Below are 16,912 nucleotides of genomic sequence, written 5' to 3'. Positions count from 1 at the left end.
GCACCTTGTGCATCCTCTCTGTTCCATCCAACCTCCAGGCGGAATATGTGACATCCCGCATAAAGCATAGCCAACGCTTTATATGACTCCCGAAAAATAATGAATCATTTGCGTTTTCGTCCTTTAGTACGCAAAAAAAGGGGTGATAAATCACCCCTAAGTATTAAGTATTTATTACGCCAGTTGGCGTAGCATCCGGCGCAGCGGCTCGGCGGCACCCCACAAAAGCTGGTCGCCGACGGTAAAGGCGGAAAGGTACTCCGGCCCCATATTTAGTTTACGCAGGCGTCCTACAGGGGTAGATAATGTGCCGGTGACCGCAGCCGGGGTCAGTTCACGCATGGTGATGTCGCGGTCGTTAGGGATGACTTTTGCCCACGGGTTATGCGACGCGAGCAATTCCTCCACAGTTTGTATGGATACATCTTTTTTCATTTTAATTGTGAATGCCTGGCTGTGGCAGCGCAGCGCGCCGATGCGCACGCACAGACCGTCAACCGGGATCACCGAAGAGGTACGCAGGATTTTGTTGGTCTCGGCCTGGCCTTTCCACTCTTCGCGGGTCTGGCCGTTGTCCAGCTGCTTGTCGATCCACGGGATCAGGCCACCGGCCAGGGGTACGCCGAAGTTATCCACCGGCAGCTCGCCGCTGCGGGTCAGCTGAGTGACTTTACGCTCGATATCGAGAATAGCGGACGCCGGATTGGCCAGCTCTTCTGCCACGCTGTGCTGCAGCTGGCCCATCTGGGTCAGCAGCTCGCGCATATGACGCGCACCGCCGCCGGATGCCGCCTGGTAGGTGGCGACAGAAACCCACTCCACCAGATCCTGGGCAAACAGACCGCCCAGCGACATCAGCATCAGGCTGACCGTACAGTTACCGCCAACGAAGGTTTTCACGCCGTTATTCAGGCCGTGCGTGATGACGTCCTGGTTAACCGGGTCAAGAATGATGATCGCATCGTCTTTCATGCGCAGCGAAGAGGCCGCGTCAATCCAGTAGCCCTGCCAGCCGCTTTCACGAAGCTTTGGGTAAATTTCGTTGGTATAATCGCCGCCCTGGCAGGTGACAATAATGTCCAGCGCCTTCAACGCTTCCAGATCGTAAGCATCCTGCAACGTGCCTGTGGTACCACCAAAGGACGGTGCAGCCTGGCCGAGCTGGGAAGTGGAGAAGAAGACCGGGCGGATAGCGTCGAAATCGCGCTCTTCAACCATGCGTTGCATGAGTACAGAGCCGACCATACCGCGCCAGCCGATAAAACCAACGTTTTTCATAGCATTTTTTTCCTGCAGAGGGTGTGTGCTGTTTATGCAAGCCAGTATTGAACTGGGATATGCTTCACATTACAAAATGCTGCCAAAGTCGCAAGCGAAATTAATCGATGATTGCCCGGCTATCAGAAAAAGAGCTAATCATCGGGATAACCATACAAGTATCAGGGATAATCTACGATGAGTGAAATCATTTCCGCCGCTGTTTTATTGATCCTAATTATGGATCCACTCGGAAACCTGCCTATTTTCATGTCGGTGCTGAAGCACACCGAGCCGAAGCGCCGTCGGGCGATCATGATCCGCGAGTTGCTCATCGCCCTGCTGGTAATGTTTATCTTCCTGTTTGCCGGCGAGAAAATCCTCGCGTTCCTGAATTTACGCGCTGAAACGGTCTCCATTTCCGGCGGGATTATTCTGTTCCTGATTGCCATCAAAATGATTTTCCCGAGCAGCGAAGGGAGCAGCAGCGGCCTGCCTGCGGGTGAAGAGCCGTTTATTGTGCCGCTGGCGATCCCGCTGGTCGCCGGGCCGACCATTCTGGCGACGCTGATGCTGCTGTCGCACCAGTATCCGAACCAGATGAGCCATCTGGTGATTGCCCTGCTGATTGCCTGGGGCGGGACCTTTATCATCCTGCTGCAGTCGTCGCTGTTTTTACGCCTGCTGGGGGAGAAAGGGGTCAATGCGCTGGAGCGGCTGATGGGATTGATTCTGGTGATGATGGCAACGCAGATGTTCCTGGATGGGATCAGGGCATGGATGAAGGGCTAGGTAAACGCAAAAAGGCAACGCAGTTGCCTTTTTTAATGTTTGCACCCTCTCCCTGTGGGAGAGGGCCGGGGTGAGGGCATCAGGCCGCACAGACTTCCCAGCCCCCAGCCATGCCGGGTGGCGGCTACGCCTTACCCGGCCTACGGTTCGAGGTTTTGTAGGCCCGGCAAGCAACGCGCCGCCGGGCACTGCTGCTAGCTCAGCAGCGTAAACGCAATCATCCCGACAATCGCCCCGGTGGTGCCGAGGATGGTTTCCATCATCGTCCAGGTCTTGAGGGTTTGCGCTTCGCTGGCGCCGGTGAATTTACCGAACAGCCAGAAGCCCGCATCGTTGACGTGGGACACCACAATCGACCCACCCGCGATACAGATAGACAGCGCTGCCATCTGCGCGCCGGAGTAATTCAACTGCTCAATCACCGGCATCACCAGCCCGACGGCGGTTAAACAGGCTACGGTCGCGGAGCCCTGAATGATACGCACCGCCGCAGCCAGCACGAAACAGGTGATCGCAATTGGCAGGCCCATTCCGGTCAGCGCTTCGCCCAGTGCCGGGCCGACGCCGGAATCCACCAGCACCTGCTTGAACACCCCGCCCGCACCGATCACCAGCAGAATAATCCCTGCCGGTTGCAGCGCCGCGCCGCAGATCTCCATCACCCGATCCTTCGCCATACCCTGACGCATCGCCAGGCCATAAATGGCAACCAGACAGGCGACCAAAATCGCGGTGAACGGATGGCCGATAAACTCAAACCACTCGTAAGCGCTTGAACCGACCGGCACAAAGCGCGCAGCGATAGTTTTCAGCCCTACCAGCACCAGCGGAAGCAGGATCAGCGCGAGGCTAAAGCCAAACGACGGCATTTTGCCCTCGCCCAGGTGCGGCTCGGTGATGTCGTCAGGAATGTGCAGCTCAACGTAACGGCTGATAAAATTGCCCCACAGCGGACCGGCGATCAGCATGCCCGGGATCGCGGCGCAGAGACCAATCAGGATCATCCAGCCGAAGTCAGCGTGCATCTGGGAAGCCAGCAGCATCGGCGCAGGCCCTGGCAGCAGAAAGGCCGCCGCCGCTGCCACACCGGCAAACAGAGGAATAACCAGCTTCACCAGGTTAGTACCGGTATGGCGCGCCATAGAGAAGGCCACGCTAATCAGCAGCACCACCGCCACTTCAAAGAACAGCGGCAGGGCGCAGATCAGACCGGCCAGACCAATCGCATAGTGCGCCCGGCTATGGCCGAATGATTTCAACATTTTGACGGCAATCTGATCGACCGCGCCGGTTTCATGCAGGATTTTGCCAAACATCGCGCCAAGGGCGACGACAATGGCCAGGAAGCCTAGCGTGCCCCCCATCCCCTTTTCCATGGTCGCGGCGATTTTGTCGAGGGGCATTCCGGAAAAGAGACCTGCACCAATAGATACCACCATCAAAGCAACGAAGGCGTGCATACGGGCCTTCATCACCAAAAACAGCAGCAACAGCACGGAGCCGACTGCTGTTAAAACAAGCGTTAACGTACTCAAAACTTACTGCCTTTTATTAATGACCTCAATGGTGCTGGCAACAACACCGTCCAGCGGCTGATCGATATCCACGACCAGGACATCGCTTTCATCCGCGCCCGGTTCCTGCAGGGTTTCGAACTGCGTCACCAGCATCTGGGTTTTGAAGAAATGGCCTTTACGCGCTTTCAGACGGGTTTCGATCACATCGAAATCGCCCTTCAGGTAGATAAAGGAGAGATTAGCGTTGCCTTCACGCAGCTGGTCGCGGTAGGTCTTTTTCAGCGCGGAGCAGACGATCAGCGACACTTTGTTGGTGCGCTGCATAGCAAAGGCGGCATCATTCAAAGCCTGCAGCCACGGCTTACGATCGTCGTCGTTCAGCGGCTCGCCAGAGGCCATCTTGGTGATGTTGCTGCGCGGATGGAGAAAGTCACCATCAAGAAACGCGGCATGGATTTGATGCGCCACTTCGCTGGCAACGGCAGATTTACCGCTACCGGAAACGCCCATCAGGACATAAACGTGGTGATCTGGATTTGTGGTGCTCAAGGTATGTCCCTCAGTCGATTGTTACGGGTAACAGTTATCGGTAACATTGTCCTGCCGGGGCTGACGAGAAGCAATATCCAAACGTGTGCGAAGTGGATAAGTGTGAGCTAGTTCAAATTTGTCAGGCTAAATAGATCCACCCGGTGACAATGTGAAACCTAAATCTAACATCTTAGGCGTCACCGCCTCACCACGAATGCGCGCCAGCAGGCGTTCTGCACCGATACGGCCCATGCGCTCACGCGGCGTCAGAACGCTCGCCAGACGCGGTTCCATGACCTGACCGATGTCGTGGCCGTGGAAACCGGCAATCGCCATATCACCCGGGATAGAAAGCCCCAGACGCTGGCACTCAAAGGCGGCGCCGACCGCGAGGTCATCGTTGGTACAGAAGATGCCGTCAAGCTGCGGGTACTCGCGACGGGCCTGACGCATCAGCTCAATGCCGGAGGTGTAGGAAGAGGACTGCTCTACCATCACGCTGTAGGGCGTTAAGTTGGCGTCGAGCATCGCCTGCTCGTATCCCTTCTGTTTGATGATAGTACGTTCATCCAGACGTGCGCCAAGATAGGCGATATGGCGATGACCGCGGGCGATAATCGCCGCCGTCATCTGGCGGGCAGCTTCGAAGTTATCGAACCCGACGGCGATGTCGAGGCAGGGCGACTGGCTGTCCATCAGCTCGACCACCGGAATACCTGCCACCTCGATCATCTTCAGCGTGCGGGCGGTATGGGTGCGTTCGGTGAGGATCAGGCCGTCGATGTTCCAGGAAAGCATCGACTCCAGACGTTCCTCTTCCAGTTCCGGTTTGTAGCCGTAGTGAGCGAGCATGGTCTGATAGCCAAAGGCATCGGTGACGCTTTCGATGCCGCGGAGCACTTCCGCGAAGACCTGGTTGGTTAAGGAGGGGAGCAGGACGCCTACCGCACGGCTGGTGGCATTGGAGAGAATATCGGGGGCGCGGTTGGGGATATAACCCAGTTCATCAAGAGCAGCGGCAATCTTGCCACGTAACGCCACGGAAACCTGTTCCGGGTTACGTAAGAAACGGCTGACCGTCATTTTAGTCACACCGACGCGATCGGCTACATCCTGAAGTACGGGTCTTTTCTTTTTCATCGTCCTGAGAGAAACCGGTAGTGATAGATTCCCTCAGTTTATCACGGACAAAGGCCAACCTTCCCCTGGGAATGGGGAAGGCTGGTTATTTATTTAGACCGGCGGCAGGTCGAACAGCAGAATCTCAGCGGCGCTGTCGGCATGCACGGAGATCGCCTGCTCATCCCAGATGGCCAGGCCATCGCTGGTGGTCGCTTTGGTGCCGTTGATGGTCACTTCGCCTTTCACCACCTGGATCCACACTTTGCGGTTCGCGGCGATCTGATGCACAGACTGCTCGTCTTTCGCCAGCGCCCAACGGTAAAGCTCCATGTCCTGGTGCACTTTCAGCGAGCCGTCACGGGCATCCGGTGACAGTACCAGCTGTTTCCCCTGCTCGGCGTCAAAACGACGTTGCTCGTAGCGCGGGGTAATGCCTTTTTCTTCCGGAATGATCCAGATCTGGTACAGACGCAGACGGTCGGTTTTGCTTGGGTTGTATTCGGAGTGACGCACCCCGGTACCCGCCGTCATAATCTGGAACTCACCCGCTGGAACCTGCTCTTTGTTGCCCATGCTGTCCTGGTGCTCAACAGCGCCTTCCAGCACATAGGTCAGGATTTCCATGTCTTTATGCGGGTGGGTACCAAAGCCCTGACCGGCATCGATCACGTCATCATTAATGACTCGCAGTGCCGAGAAACCCATAAAGTTCGGGTCGTAATAATCGGCAAACGAGAAGCTATGCCATGAGTCCAGCCAACCATGATTTGCGTGACCGCGGTCGTTTGCTTTGCGTAAGAAGATCATTGTTTTTACCCTCAGTTCGTTTCGATGGAGTAAGTGTGGACGCAATCGACCTGGGATCATAGAGGGTGAAAATTGACTCCTCTGTTCAAAATATCTGAACAAGCACAGAGGAGTCTTTCAGGCTTATCTGGCAAGGGTTACCGTGGCAGGTGAGGCCTGTTCAAAGGCCCGTTCAAGGATTTCCAGGTTGGTCATCACTTCAATTTCCTTGACGTAATTAGGGGTACCTTTTGTGAGGGTCTCATAGAGCGCATCGTAGACCTGGCCGTAGTCGCCGGTGCCCGGTTTGATCTCCTCTTTTAGCGTCACTCCCGCGTCGTTGACGTACTCCAGCACGCCCACGGACTCATCCGCCGCAAAGCCTGGTTCACCCGGCATGATGTTGGCCTTCAGGCTGGTCTCCTGCTGGTCGATGCCGTACTTGATAAACGAGCCTCTGGTGCCATGGACGATGAATTTCGGGTAGTCGGTTTTTACCAGATGGCTGGTTTTGACGATCGCCTTCAGGTCCCCGTAGAACAGCTGAGCTTCAAAGGTATCGTCCGGGTTGGCTTTATTGCGCAGGCTGCGGATGTCGTACGCCACATGGTCCGGACGGCCGAACAGGCTGATGACCTGATCCATAGTGTGCACACCCAGGCCATAGAAAGAGCCATCCTGCGGCAGGCCGGGTTTGGTCTCTGCCACCGGGCGGTAGTAATCGAAGTGGCTTTCGAACTCGACGATCTCGCCCAGCCTGCCGCTCTCAATCGCCTGTTTAGCGGTCAGGAAGCAGGTATCAAAGCGACGGTTTTGGTAAGGGCTGACGGTCAGCCCTTTGCTGCGGGCCAGTTCGAACAGCTCTTTCGCCTCGGCCATCGTCGGGGTGAAGGGCTTTTCCACCAGCACGTTTTTCCCGGCTTCCAGGGCGCGTTTTGCATACTCAAAGTGGCTGTCGGCGTGCGTGCAGACGATCACCAGCTTGACCTCAGGGTCGTTCAGCACCTCATCGAGATCGCTGGTGAAATGAATATGGGAGTACTGCGGTGAGTGCTCTTCCGGCTTCGGGTGGCGGCGGAAGATGTGCGCCACATGCCAGCTGGCTTTACGGGTGAGAACGTACGGAAGGTGATAGCGGGTGGTGCTTTTGCCAAATCCAATAAATGCGCAGTGTAGTGTCATAGTGGTTTTCCTGGCTTAGGTCTCTGCTTTCAACCATAGCGCAACCTGGCGGCGAAATATATTTCTATAACGAATCCTAAAATGGCGGTCGAAAGCTTGATCCTGGGTGAAATTACCAGGATAAGAAGACGGCCAAATCCCCCTGCTCGCGAAAGGAGTCGCGCTCATTTTCTATGGACAGAAAATATCTCGCGTTAAATAGCGCCCTTCTCTTCTGGCTGCTCGCGCTGGTCGCCTGGTGCTCAGGCGCCCTCTTCCTGACGTGGCTGTTCGCTGCAGTCTCTTTGCTGAGCTTTGGCATCTCCCTTCTACTCAATCAGGTTAAGACCATGTTTAAAAAGAGCAAAACCCCCGAGGCTGGCAAGCCAGAACTCATCCTTCCCCCGGTGCCCGTCATTGAAAAAGAGCCCACCGCTACGGAGAAACACGGCACCACCGTTATCGCCAGCGATGTGCGTTTTGAAGGCAATATCGTTTCCGGTGGTCATGTCTACGTTCACGGGACGCTTATCGGCAATATCGACTCCAAAGAGAGCCTGATAAAAATCATGCGTGGGGGTCAGGTGGAGGGAAATATCACCTGCCGGGAGCTGATCGTTGATGGCAAGGTGCTCGGCCAGTGCAGCAGCGATGTGATTGAAATCTGCGAGAACGGCCAGGTCACCGGAACCCTTGCCTACCGCACCCTGGCGGTGAAAAAAGGCGGGCTGTTTTCCGGCCAGGCAGAGGTGTTACCCGCCGTCGCGGAAAAGACCAACGTGGTGGGCCTGATGAAAGAGAGCGCGCCAGACCCGCTCGATCTCGTGCCGCTGCAAAAGCTGTAGGGCAAAAAAAAAGCCAGCGATAAGCTGGCTAAAATAATACTGGAAGCAATGTGAGCAATGTCGTGCTTTCAGGTTCCCGTGTCGGTTCTCCTGAAGGCAAGACAATAATAATCATTCTCATTCGCACTTGTCTACTGATTTTTTGCAAAAAATGCTTGTTGACTCACATTTCAAACTCATGGATGTTGAAAGGGAACCTAACTAACTGAGGAAGAAGGAATGAGTGAGATAGTGATACGCCACGTTGAAGCCGCCGATGCCGAAGCTTTACGCCTGCTGAATGCCCATCCAGGGGTTTATCACGACACTCTACAACTTCCTCATCCTGCGATGGACATGTGGAAAGAACGCGTGATGCAAAAGCCGGGCAGACGTCATCTGGTTGCCTGCCTGGACGGACAGGTTATCGGGCATCTGGTGCTGGACGTGATGGAAAATCCACGCCGCAGTCATGTGGCGACGTTCGGAATTGGTGTGTCAGCCGAGGTGCAGGGCCGCGGCGCGGGCAGCGCGTTGATGCGGGAGATGATCAACCTGTGCGACAACTGGCTGCGCATCGAGCGTATCGAGCTGACGGTGTTTGTCGACAACGCCTCTGCCATCGCCCTGTATCGCAAGTACGGCTTTGTGGTGGAAGGCACCGGGAAGAAGTTCGCCCTGCGTAACGGTGAGTTTGTGGATGCGCACTTTATGGCGCGCATCAAGTAAGCATGGATACCTCTCCCCATAGGGGAGAGGTAAAAGGTTTAATATCCCGCCGTCAAATCATCCACCGACCGCGGATCCGATGCGCCATACAGCGCGCCATCCGGCCCCACCATAATGCTCTGGGTACTGCCCATCGCCTCTTTCACCACCACTTTTTGCCCGCGCTGCTCCAGCAGCTTCAGGGTATCCGGGCTAAAGCCCTTCTCCACCCGCAGCTCATCCGGCAGCCACTGGTGATGGAAGCGCGGCGCGTTGGTGGCCTCTGCCACGTTCATCCCGTAGTCGATGCTGTTGACCACCATTTGCAGCACGGTGGTGATAATGCGGCTCCCGCCAGGGCTGCCGGTTACCAGCCAGGTTTTGCCGTCCTTCACCACGATGGTCGGTGACATCGACGATAGCGGACGCTTCTTCGGCCCGACGGCGTTGGCATCCCCGCCCACCAGACCGTAGACGTTCGGCACGCCCGGCTTAGCGGAGAAATCATCCATCTCGTTGTTAAGCAGAATGCCGCTGTTGCCCGCCACGATCCCGGTACCAAACACGGTGTTCAGCGTGTAGGTGACCGCCACCGCGTTACCGTCTTTATCCACCACCGAGAAGTGGGTGGTCTGGTTGCTCTCGTAAGGGGCCAGTTTGCCCGGGCGGATCTCGCTTGAGGGTTTAGCTTTGTTGATATCGATCTGATCGGCCAGGGTTTTGGCATAGGCTTTATTGGTCAGCGCCTGCCACGGAACCTTGACGAAATCCGGGTCGCCCAGATACTCCGAGCGGTCGGCGTAGGCATATTTTTCCGCCTCGGCCATTACCTGCATGGTATCGGCGCTGCCGAAACCAAACTTATGCAGATCGAAGTTTTCGAGGATATTGAGGATCTGCACGATGTGGATCCCGCCGGAAGACGGCGGTGGCATGGAGTAGACCTGATACCCGCGATAGTCCCCGCTAATCGGCGTGCGCTCCACCGCTTTGTATTCCGCGAGATCGGCTTTGGTGATCAACCCGCCGTTCTTACTCATCTCTTCGGCAATCTGGTCGGCAATCACCCCTTTATAGAAGGCATCCGGGCCGTTCTCGGCAATCATCTCCAGACTTTTGGCGAGGTTGGTCTGCACCAGCTTGTCGCCCTTCTTCAGCGGCTCGCCCTCCTTCCAGAAGATCGCTTTGCTGTTCTCATGGTTGGGGAGCACTTCGCTGCCGTAGGTTTTCAGATCGTCAGCCAGGGCATCGTTGACCTCAAAGCCGTCGCGCGCCAGCTTGATCGCTGGCTGCACCACTTTGTTCAGCGGCAGGGTGCCGTACTTATCCAGCGCCAGCGAGAAGCCCGCTACCGTACCCGGCGTGCCGGTCGCCAGATGGGAGGTGAGAGATTTTTTACTGTCGGCGTTACCCTGGTCGTCGAGGAACATGTCGCGTGTGGCCTGGGACGGCGCCATTTCACGGAAGTCGATCGCCGTGGTCACGCCATCTTTGGTCCGCAGCATCATAAAGCCACCGCCGCCGAGGTTACCCGCCTGCGGGTGCGTCACCGCCAGCGCATAGCCCACCGCCACCGCCGCATCCACCGCATTACCGCCCTGCTTGAGGATATCCACCCCCACCTGAGTGGCAAGGGCATCCACCGAAGAGACCATTCCCTTTTGCGCCCGCACGGGATGGAACACATCTTCTTCCACGCCATAGGATACCGGGGGTGCGGCAGGCGGATTGGCTGCCACGCCAAACGTACCGCCTGCCGTCAGGGCAGCAATCGCTACCCAGCGTAAAAACGTTGGTTTGATCATTCTTATTCTCCAGGTACAGGGACTCATGCTCCCGCTTAAGCCTGGTTCATAACTCTTAAAAAATCATCGTAGTGCGGGATTGGAGGTAAACTTAGAGGAGGCCTCAGAAGGAGGGAGTAACAATGAAACGACTGATTCTTGTTGCGGCGTTACTGCCGTTTGCCGTGCTCGCGCAACCCATCAATACCCTGAACAACCCAAACCAGCCGGGGTACCAGAACCCCAGCCAGCAGCGGATGCAAAATCAGATGATGATCCAGCAGCAGCAGCAGACAGGGATGCTCAATCAGCAGCTGCAGACGCAGACTCGCGTCCAGCAGCAGCATCTGCAAACGCAGATGAACAACAACACCCTGCGGGTTCAGCAGAGCCAGCCGGGCGTGCAGGTTCTGCCTAACACCAGCGGCGGGATGCTTAGCGGCGTAGAGTCGTCGGGCGGTGTGCAGCAGCAACATATGCTGCCGCAGCAGCAGAACGGCTCAATGCTGAATAACCCTTAGGGCTGGAAGTCCGGACCAATCAGGGCAATCGCATCGGTACAGATGCAGTCCACGCCCCAGCGCAGCAGTTCCGCTGCCCGCTGGGGCTGGTTAACGGTATAGACCAGAATATGCAGGCCGGCGGCCTTAATCGCCTCCACCCGCGCCTCATCCAGCAGACGATGGTTGAGGTGAATCGACACGCAACCCAGCCGGCTGGTCAACTCGCGCCAGTCTTCACGCCACTCATCCAGCAGTAAACCCCGCGGCAGCTCGGGCACTGCAGCCTGCGCCGCCTCCAGCGCGTCAATCTCAAACGACGACAGCAGTGGTGGGGTCATCCCTTCCCACAGTTCGCGTGCCGCCAGCGCGATGACTTTACCGGTGAGCGGCCCGGTGCCGGTGGTCGGTTTGATTTCGATATTGGCCATCATCCTTAGCTTCCGACAGCGATCGGCCACTTCGGCCAGCAGCGGCAGCGGCTCGCCTTTAAACTCCTTGCCAAACCAGCTTCCGGCATCCACCTTCAGCAGATCGCGCCACGGCAGTTGACCTGCCACGCCCCAGCCGTTGCTGGTGCGCTCGAGGTTGTCATCGTGCAGGAGGAAGATCTCCCCGTCCTGAGAGAGCTTGGCATCGAACTCGATCATCGTGTGGCCGTAGCGCGCCCCGACGTCAATCGCCGCCAGGGTGTTCTCGGGGGCCAGTTTACCGCCGCCCCGGTGGGCGACGATGCGGGGATAAGGCCAGTTACTCATACGCGTTGTCCTGTTTCACCATCGAATAAGTGCAGATGATTTTCCGGCAGATGCAGCCACAGCGTGCTGCCCGCTTGCGGGCGCTCCTGATGCGACATGCGCACCACCAGCTTCTGCTCGCCCCAGCGTCCGTGCGCCAGGTTATCGGCACCCAGCATCTCGAGGGTGTCCATCACCAGCGGCACCCCGCCTTCCGACTGGGAGCTTAGCGCAATATGTTCCGGGCGGATACCCAGCGTCATTTTGCGTCCGGCGTAGCCGCGATAGAACCAGTTGATCGGCAGCGCCATGCCGCTCTCCAGCTCAAAATGAGTACCCGCAGCGCTAATGCGCCCCTCCAGCAGGTTCATGGCCGGGCTGCCGATAAAGCTCGCCACAAAGCGGCTGGCGGGCTTTTCATACACCTCCACCGGGGTGCCGATCTGCTCGGCAATGCCTTTGTTCATCACCATCACCCGCTGGGCGAGGGTCATGGCTTCGACCTGATCGTGAGTCACGTACAGGGAGGTGGTTTTCAGGCGACGGTGCAGGTGCTGTAGCTCGAGGCGCATCTGCACGCGCAGTTTGGCGTCGAGGTTGGAGAGCGGTTCATCAAACAGGAACACTGCCGGGTCACGCACGATGGCGCGGCCCATCGCCACGCGCTGACGCTGGCCGCCGGAGAGTTCACGCGGCCGGCGCTTCAGCAGGCCGTCCAGCTCCAGAATTCGCGCCGCCTCTTTGACGCGCTCGTCGATATGGCTTTTGCCCATCCCGCGAATTTTCAGTCCCCAGGCCATGTTCTCCTCCACGCTCATGTGCGGATAGAGGGCGTAGTTCTGGAACACCATCGCGATGCCTCTGTCTTTCGGTTCCATCTCGGTGACGCGCTGGCGGTCAATCCAGATATCGCCCGACGTGACGCGCTCGAGCCCGGCGACCATCCGCAGCAGGGTCGATTTGCCGCAGCCGGACGGGCCGACCATCACGATAAATTCCCCGTCCGCCACGTCGAGCGTTAACGGCTGAATGACCTGGGTTTTGCCATCCCAGCTTTTGGTGACTGCCTGAAGTTTTAAACCTGCCATTTTATTTCTCGCTATCGACCAGGCCGCGGACAAATGCACGCTGCATGGCTAAAACAATGACTACGGGTGGGATAAGGGTAAGCAGCATCGCCGCCATCACCTGGTTCCAGAGGGTGGTGCCTTCGCCGGTTGAAATCATCCCTTTAATGCCCGCCACGGCGGTACCGAGGTTGACGTCCTGCACGATCAGCAGCGGCCACAGGTACTGGTTCCAGCCGTAGATAAAGGTGATGACGAACAGCGCCGCGAGGTTAGTGCGGGACAGCGGCAGCACGATGTCGCGGAAAAAGCGCATCGGTGAGGCACCGTCAATGCGCGCGGCTTCAATCAGCTCGTCCGGCAGGGTCATAAAGAACTGGCGGAACAGGAAGGTGGCGGTGGCCGAGGCCATCAGCGGCAGGGTTAAGCCCGCGTAGCTGTCGAGCATGCCGAGCCTGGCGATCACCTCCACCGTCGGGAAAATACGCACCTCCACCGGCAGCATCAGGGTGATAAAGATCATCCAGAAGAACAGGTTGCGCAGCGGAAAGCGGAACCAGACGATGGCGAAGGCCGAGAGCATCGACACCGTAATTTTGCCGACGGTGATGCCAAACGCCATGATGAAGCTGTTGAGCATCATCAGCCAGAACGGCGCGCTGTTCACCCCCACGCCCTGGGTCCAGATGGTCGCCATGTTCTCGAAAAGATGACCACCCGGGATCAGCGTCATCGGGGTTTCAAAGATAGCGTTGCGGTCCAGCGTGGCGGCGACAAAAGCCACGTACAGCGGGAACAGGATCACCAGAATGCCCAGGATCAGCATGGTGTGGCTGAAAATCGTCAGCCCGCGACGGTTCTCAATCATTGGTAGCGCACCTTACTTTCAACATAGCGGAACTGCACCACCGTGAGGATGATGACGAGGAACATCAGCACCACCGACTGGGCGGCAGAGGCCGAGAGATCCAGACCGGCAAAGCCTTCGCGGTAGATCTTGTAGATCAGCGTGGTGGTGGCCTGTACCGGGCCGCCGGCGGTGGCGGCGTCGATCACCGGGAAGGTGTCGAAGAAGGCGTAGACCAGGTTGACCACCAGCAGGAAGAAACTCACCGGGGCGATCAGCGGTAGCGAAAGCTTAAAGAAGCGGCGGACCGGGCCTGCACCGTCAATCGCCGCGGCTTCCACCAGCGAACGCGGAATGGACTGCAGCGCGGCAAAGAAGAACAGGAAGTTGTAGCTGATCTGCTTCCACACCGAAGCGAACACCACCAGGAACATCGCCTGGCCGCTGTTCTGGGCATGGTTCCAGTCATAGCCAAACTCACCGAGGAAATGGGTGATCAGCCCGCGGCCGGGGTTAAACAGGAAGATCCACAGCACGGCGGCGACCGCAGGGGCCACGGCATAGGGCAGCAGCATCAGGGTCTGATAGAGACGGCTGCCGCGCACCACGTAATCCACCAGCGCGGCGAAGAACAGCGAGGTGAGCAGGCCGCTGACGGTGACCAGGGTGCTGAATTTGATCGTCGTCCAGAAGGCGTCGAGGTAGTAGCTGTCGTGCCACAGGGCGGCAAAGTTATCCAGGCCGACGAACTGGCTGGAGAGCCCGAACGGATCGACGCTCTGCACCGAGTACCACAGCGCTTCGCCCGCAGGCCAGATAAAGAAGATAACGGTGATGACCAGTTGCGGCGCGACCAGCAGGTACGGCAGCCAACGGGAACGGAACACCGGACGGGAAGATGACATGGGGATTGAGTTCCTGAACAGCGCCGGATGGCGCTACGCTTATCCGGCCTACAGGTTGGCGTAGGCCGGGCAAGGCGAAGCCGCCACACGGCATTTCACATTACGATTTGGTCGACTGCTCGAAGCGGCGCAGCAGTTGGTTGCCACGCTCTACCGCAGAATCCAGCGCCTGCTGTGGGGTTTTCTTACCGGTCCACACGCTTTCCAGCTCTTCATCCACCACGGTACGGATCTGCGGCATATTGCCCAGACGCAGGCCTTTGGTGTACGGCAAAGGTGGCTTGTTCAGCATCTGACGCGTGGCGATATCTGCCCCCGGGTTCTTGTCATAGAAGCCCTGCTCGCGGGTCAGGTCATATGCGGCTTTGGTGATCGGCAGGTAGCCGGTCTTCTGGTGCCATTCGGCAGCGTTTTCTGGTTTCGCCAGGAAGTCGAGGAACTCCGCCACGCCTTTGTAGGTGGTGTTGTCTTTGCCCTGCATCACCCACAGGCTGGCCCCGCCGATGATGGCGTTTTGCGGCGCGCCTTTCGAGTCGGCGTCGTACGGCATCATGCCCACGCCGTAGTTGAATTTGGCGTAGTGACGGATATCCGCCAGCGAGCCGGATGAAGCAGTGGTGATGGCGCAATCACCGCTGTAGAACTTCTCGGTGGATTCGTCTTTACGCCCGAAGTAGCTGAAATCGCCCTTCTTGTTCAGATCGGCAAGTAGAGCGATGTGCTTCACCTGCTCCGGCTTGTTGAATTCCAGTACCGCGTTGGTGCCGTTGAAACCGTTGTTCTCGGTGGCAACAGGCTGACCGTGCCAGGCGCTGAAGTTCTCGATCTGGATCCAACCCTGCCAGCCGCTGGCGTAGCCGCACTTCATGCCCGCCGCTTTCAGTTTGGCGGTGTACGCGGCCAGATCCTGCCAGGTTTTTGGCGGCTGCTCAGGATCTAAGCCGGCTTTCTTGAAGGCGTCTTTGTTGTAGTAGAGCACCGGGGTGGAGCTGTTAAACGGCTGAGAAAGCAGGTGCCCGGTTTTGGAGTCGGTGTAGTACCCGGAAACGGTCGGCACAAACTGGGATTCGTCGAAGTTGATGCCCGCGTCCTTGAACACTTCGTACACCGGCTTGATGGCTTTGGAGGCCATCATGGTAGCGGTGCCCACTTCGTAAACCTGCAGCAGCGCCGGGGCGTTGCCGGTACGGAACGCGGCGATACCGGCGCTCAGGCTTTGCTCGTAGTTACCTTTGTACACCGGCACAATTTTGTAATCCGGGTGGGTGTCGTTGAAACGCTGCGCCAGGGAGTCAACTTCTTTACCCAACTCCCCTTCCATGGAATGCCAGAACGGAATAGTGGTGACGGCCATTGCGTTGCCCGCAAAAACCAGACCCATTGCCAGACCCAAAGCTGTGTGTCGTAACGATGTCATTGTCATCTCTCTTATTGTGCCGGATGCGCGATATCACGCGTTTTCTGCTCGCGAGGTAACATGACATGCGCGAATTACAGAAAAATAACCGTTTGTTTACAGAGATATGACAGCAAGGCGTCAGGGGGATGATGGTTGTGTGAAAGGGATTGGGTGCGGCCTGATGCCCTCACCCCGGCCCTCTCCCACAGGGAGAGGGTGCAAACATTAAAAAAGGCAACTTACGTTGCCTTTTTGCTTTTATTATCCGCCCAGGTAAGCACTCCGCACCGCTTCGTTAGCCAGCAGCGCGTCGCCGGTATCTTCCAGCACCACGCGGCCGTTCTCCAGCACGTAGCCGCGATCCGCGAGCTTCAGCGCCTGGTTGGCGTTCTGCTCCACGAGGAAGATGGTCATCCCTTCACTACGCAGCTGTTCGATGGTGTCGAAAATCTGCTGGATGATAATTGGCGCCAGCCCGAGCGAAGGCTCGTCGAGCAGCAGCAGACGCGGCTGGCTCATCAGCGCGCGGCCAATCGCCAGCATCTGCTGCTCCCCACCGGACATGGTGCCCGCCCGCTGAATGCGGCGCTCAAACAGGCGCGGGAACAGGTCATACACGCGCTTGATGCGGGTCTGGAACTGCTCGCGCTCGGCAAAGAAGCCGCCCATCGCCAGGTTCTCTTCCACCGTCATGCGCGAGAAGACGCGACGCCCTTCCGGGACAATCGCCACCGCTTCGCGCATGATTTTCGCCGTCTGCCAGTCGGTAATGTCTTTACCATCAAAGACGATACGCCCGCTGGTGGCGCGCGGGTCGCCGCACAGGGTACCGAGCAGGGTGGTTTTCCCCGCGCCGTTGGCCCCGATCAGGGTCACAATCTCCCCCTGATTGATATGCAGGCTGACGTCGTGCAGGGCCTGGATCTTGCCGTAATGCGCATTGACCTTGTCGAACGTTAACATCGCTTTTTCCAT

The 16,912-nt window shown here is 57.6% G+C and carries 17 protein-coding genes; 4 read left to right on the top strand and 13 right to left on the bottom strand.

What is annotated here, in order from left to right; translation table 11 throughout:
- Positions 1 to 174: 174 nt before the first annotated feature.
- On the bottom strand, positions 175 to 1,278 hold the full coding sequence (asd, locus tag LG383_RS20550) for an aspartate-semialdehyde dehydrogenase (protein WP_106995234.1): 1,104 nt from the start codon (positions 1,276 to 1,278) through the stop codon (positions 175 to 177).
- 177 nt (positions 1,279 to 1,455) lie between these two features.
- Here asd and LG383_RS20545 point away from each other — a divergent pair, with 177 nt between their 5' ends.
- Positions 1,456 to 2,049: a YhgN family NAAT transporter gene (locus LG383_RS20545; RefSeq protein ID WP_032614883.1), complete on the top strand. Its 594-nt coding sequence runs from the start codon at positions 1,456 to 1,458 to the stop codon at positions 2,047 to 2,049.
- Positions 2,050 to 2,243: 194 nt separating this feature from the next.
- Here LG383_RS20545 and gntU read toward each other — a convergent pair whose 3' ends face one another.
- The 5 genes from gntU to LG383_RS20520 form a co-directional block, all read right to left on the bottom strand.
- The gene (gntU, locus tag LG383_RS20540; RefSeq protein WP_225760051.1) at positions 2,244 to 3,584 is read right to left on the bottom strand and encodes a gluconate transporter; all 1,341 of its coding nucleotides are present in this window, start codon (positions 3,582 to 3,584) and stop codon (positions 2,244 to 2,246) included.
- Between the two features lie 3 nt (positions 3,585 to 3,587).
- Positions 3,588 to 4,115, bottom strand: coding sequence for a gluconokinase (gene gntK / locus LG383_RS20535; protein ID WP_039032525.1), 528 nt, complete (start codon positions 4,113 to 4,115; stop codon positions 3,588 to 3,590).
- Positions 4,116 to 4,241: 126 nt separating this feature from the next.
- A complete protein-coding gene (gene gntR / locus LG383_RS20530) occupies positions 4,242 to 5,237 on the bottom strand; it encodes a gluconate operon transcriptional repressor GntR (protein WP_106995236.1) in 996 nt (331 codons plus the stop codon).
- Positions 5,238 to 5,330: 93 nt separating this feature from the next.
- The gene (locus LG383_RS20525; RefSeq protein WP_106995237.1) at positions 5,331 to 6,026 is read right to left on the bottom strand and encodes a pirin family protein; all 696 of its coding nucleotides are present in this window, start codon (positions 6,024 to 6,026) and stop codon (positions 5,331 to 5,333) included.
- Between the two features lie 123 nt (positions 6,027 to 6,149).
- Positions 6,150 to 7,187, bottom strand: a complete 1,038-nt coding sequence (locus tag LG383_RS20520) for an oxidoreductase (protein ID WP_225760050.1) — start codon at positions 7,185 to 7,187, stop codon at positions 6,150 to 6,152.
- A gap of 173 nt (positions 7,188 to 7,360) precedes the next feature.
- Between LG383_RS20520 and LG383_RS20515 the strand changes: the two genes are divergently transcribed.
- Both LG383_RS20515 and yhhY read left to right on the top strand, forming a co-directional pair.
- A complete protein-coding gene (locus LG383_RS20515; protein WP_225760049.1) occupies positions 7,361 to 8,011 on the top strand; it encodes a polymer-forming cytoskeletal protein in 651 nt (216 codons plus the stop codon).
- 219 nt (positions 8,012 to 8,230) lie between these two features.
- On the top strand, positions 8,231 to 8,719 hold the full coding sequence (gene yhhY, locus LG383_RS20510; RefSeq protein ID WP_225760048.1) for an N-acetyltransferase: 489 nt from the start codon (positions 8,231 to 8,233) through the stop codon (positions 8,717 to 8,719).
- A 38-nt stretch (positions 8,720 to 8,757) separates the two neighbouring features.
- On the opposite strand, the gene ggt is transcribed toward yhhY, so the two are convergent.
- Entirely contained in the window at positions 8,758 to 10,503 is a 1,746-nt protein-coding gene (ggt, locus tag LG383_RS20505; RefSeq protein ID WP_225760047.1) for a gamma-glutamyltransferase, read from the bottom strand.
- Positions 10,504 to 10,625: 122 nt separating this feature from the next.
- On the opposite strand from ggt, the gene LG383_RS20500 reads away from it, so the two are divergent.
- A complete protein-coding gene (locus tag LG383_RS20500) occupies positions 10,626 to 11,003 on the top strand; it encodes a DUF2756 family protein (RefSeq protein WP_106995241.1) in 378 nt (125 codons plus the stop codon).
- Here the strand turns inward: LG383_RS20500 and ugpQ are convergent.
- The 6 genes from ugpQ to livF all read right to left on the bottom strand — a co-directional run bounded on the left by ugpQ (position 11,000) and on the right by livF (position 16,912).
- A complete protein-coding gene (gene ugpQ, locus LG383_RS20495; RefSeq protein ID WP_225760046.1) occupies positions 11,000 to 11,740 on the bottom strand; it encodes a glycerophosphodiester phosphodiesterase in 741 nt (246 codons plus the stop codon). The two genes, LG383_RS20500 and ugpQ, sit on opposite strands and share 4 nt — an antisense overlap.
- A complete protein-coding gene (locus LG383_RS20490; protein WP_225760045.1) occupies positions 11,737 to 12,807 on the bottom strand; it encodes a sn-glycerol-3-phosphate import ATP-binding protein UgpC in 1,071 nt (356 codons plus the stop codon). Before LG383_RS20490 ends, ugpQ begins: the two co-directional genes overlap by 4 nt.
- A gap of 1 nt (position 12,808) precedes the next feature.
- A complete protein-coding gene (gene ugpE / locus LG383_RS20485; RefSeq protein ID WP_225760044.1) occupies positions 12,809 to 13,654 on the bottom strand; it encodes a sn-glycerol-3-phosphate ABC transporter permease UgpE in 846 nt (281 codons plus the stop codon).
- On the bottom strand, positions 13,651 to 14,538 hold the full coding sequence (gene ugpA / locus LG383_RS20480; RefSeq protein WP_225760043.1) for a sn-glycerol-3-phosphate ABC transporter permease UgpA: 888 nt from the start codon (positions 14,536 to 14,538) through the stop codon (positions 13,651 to 13,653). Before ugpA ends, ugpE begins: the two co-directional genes overlap by 4 nt.
- A gap of 100 nt (positions 14,539 to 14,638) precedes the next feature.
- Positions 14,639 to 15,955 carry a sn-glycerol-3-phosphate ABC transporter substrate-binding protein UgpB gene (ugpB, locus tag LG383_RS20475; RefSeq protein WP_106995246.1) on the bottom strand — a complete coding sequence of 439 codons (1,317 nt, stop codon included), beginning with the start codon at positions 15,953 to 15,955 and terminating at the stop codon, positions 14,639 to 14,641.
- 243 nt (positions 15,956 to 16,198) lie between these two features.
- On the bottom strand, positions 16,199 to 16,912 hold the full coding sequence (gene livF / locus LG383_RS20470) for a high-affinity branched-chain amino acid ABC transporter ATP-binding protein LivF (RefSeq protein ID WP_156264803.1): 714 nt from the start codon (positions 16,910 to 16,912) through the stop codon (positions 16,199 to 16,201).

This window comes from Leclercia sp. Marseille-Q4284 (genome assembly GCF_916618945.1).
Taxonomy (GTDB): Bacteria; Pseudomonadota; Gammaproteobacteria; order Enterobacterales; family Enterobacteriaceae; genus Enterobacter; species Enterobacter tamurae.
The sequence above is the reverse complement of the archived record's forward strand: the minus strand, read 5'-3'. Positions and strand labels throughout refer to the sequence as shown.

Excerpts from the sequence above, each read along its gene's own strand:
- LG383_RS20490 (WP_225760045.1), bottom strand. The coding sequence starts at position 12,807 with ATGGCAGGTTTAAAACTTCAGGCAGTCACCAAAAGCTGGGATGGCAAA.
- ugpB (WP_106995246.1), bottom strand. The coding sequence starts at position 15,955 with ATGACATCGTTACGACACACAGCTTTGGGTCTGGCAATGGGTCTGGTT.
- livF (WP_156264803.1), bottom strand. The coding sequence starts at position 16,912 with ATGGAAAAAGCGATGTTAACGTTCGACAAGGTCAATGCGCATTACGGC.
- asd (WP_106995234.1), bottom strand. The coding sequence starts at position 1,278 with ATGAAAAACGTTGGTTTTATCGGCTGGCGCGGTATGGTCGGCTCTGTA.
- LG383_RS20525 (WP_106995237.1), bottom strand. The coding sequence starts at position 6,026 with ATGATCTTCTTACGCAAAGCAAACGACCGCGGTCACGCAAATCATGGT.
- LG383_RS20500 (WP_106995241.1), top strand. The coding sequence starts at position 10,626 with ATGAAACGACTGATTCTTGTTGCGGCGTTACTGCCGTTTGCCGTGCTC.
- LG383_RS20520 (WP_225760050.1), bottom strand. The coding sequence starts at position 7,187 with ATGACACTACACTGCGCATTTATTGGATTTGGCAAAAGCACCACCCGC.
- ugpE (WP_225760044.1), bottom strand. The coding sequence starts at position 13,654 with ATGATTGAGAACCGTCGCGGGCTGACGATTTTCAGCCACACCATGCTG.
- ggt (WP_225760047.1), bottom strand. The coding sequence starts at position 10,503 with ATGATCAAACCAACGTTTTTACGCTGGGTAGCGATTGCTGCCCTGACG.
- LG383_RS20515 (WP_225760049.1), top strand. The coding sequence starts at position 7,361 with ATGGACAGAAAATATCTCGCGTTAAATAGCGCCCTTCTCTTCTGGCTG.
- yhhY (WP_225760048.1), top strand. The coding sequence starts at position 8,231 with ATGAGTGAGATAGTGATACGCCACGTTGAAGCCGCCGATGCCGAAGCT.
- LG383_RS20545 (WP_032614883.1), top strand. The coding sequence starts at position 1,456 with ATGAGTGAAATCATTTCCGCCGCTGTTTTATTGATCCTAATTATGGAT.
- ugpQ (WP_225760046.1), bottom strand. The coding sequence starts at position 11,740 with ATGAGTAACTGGCCTTATCCCCGCATCGTCGCCCACCGGGGCGGCGGT.
- gntR (WP_106995236.1), bottom strand. The coding sequence starts at position 5,237 with ATGAAAAAGAAAAGACCCGTACTTCAGGATGTAGCCGATCGCGTCGGT.
- ugpA (WP_225760043.1), bottom strand. The coding sequence starts at position 14,538 with ATGTCATCTTCCCGTCCGGTGTTCCGTTCCCGTTGGCTGCCGTACCTG.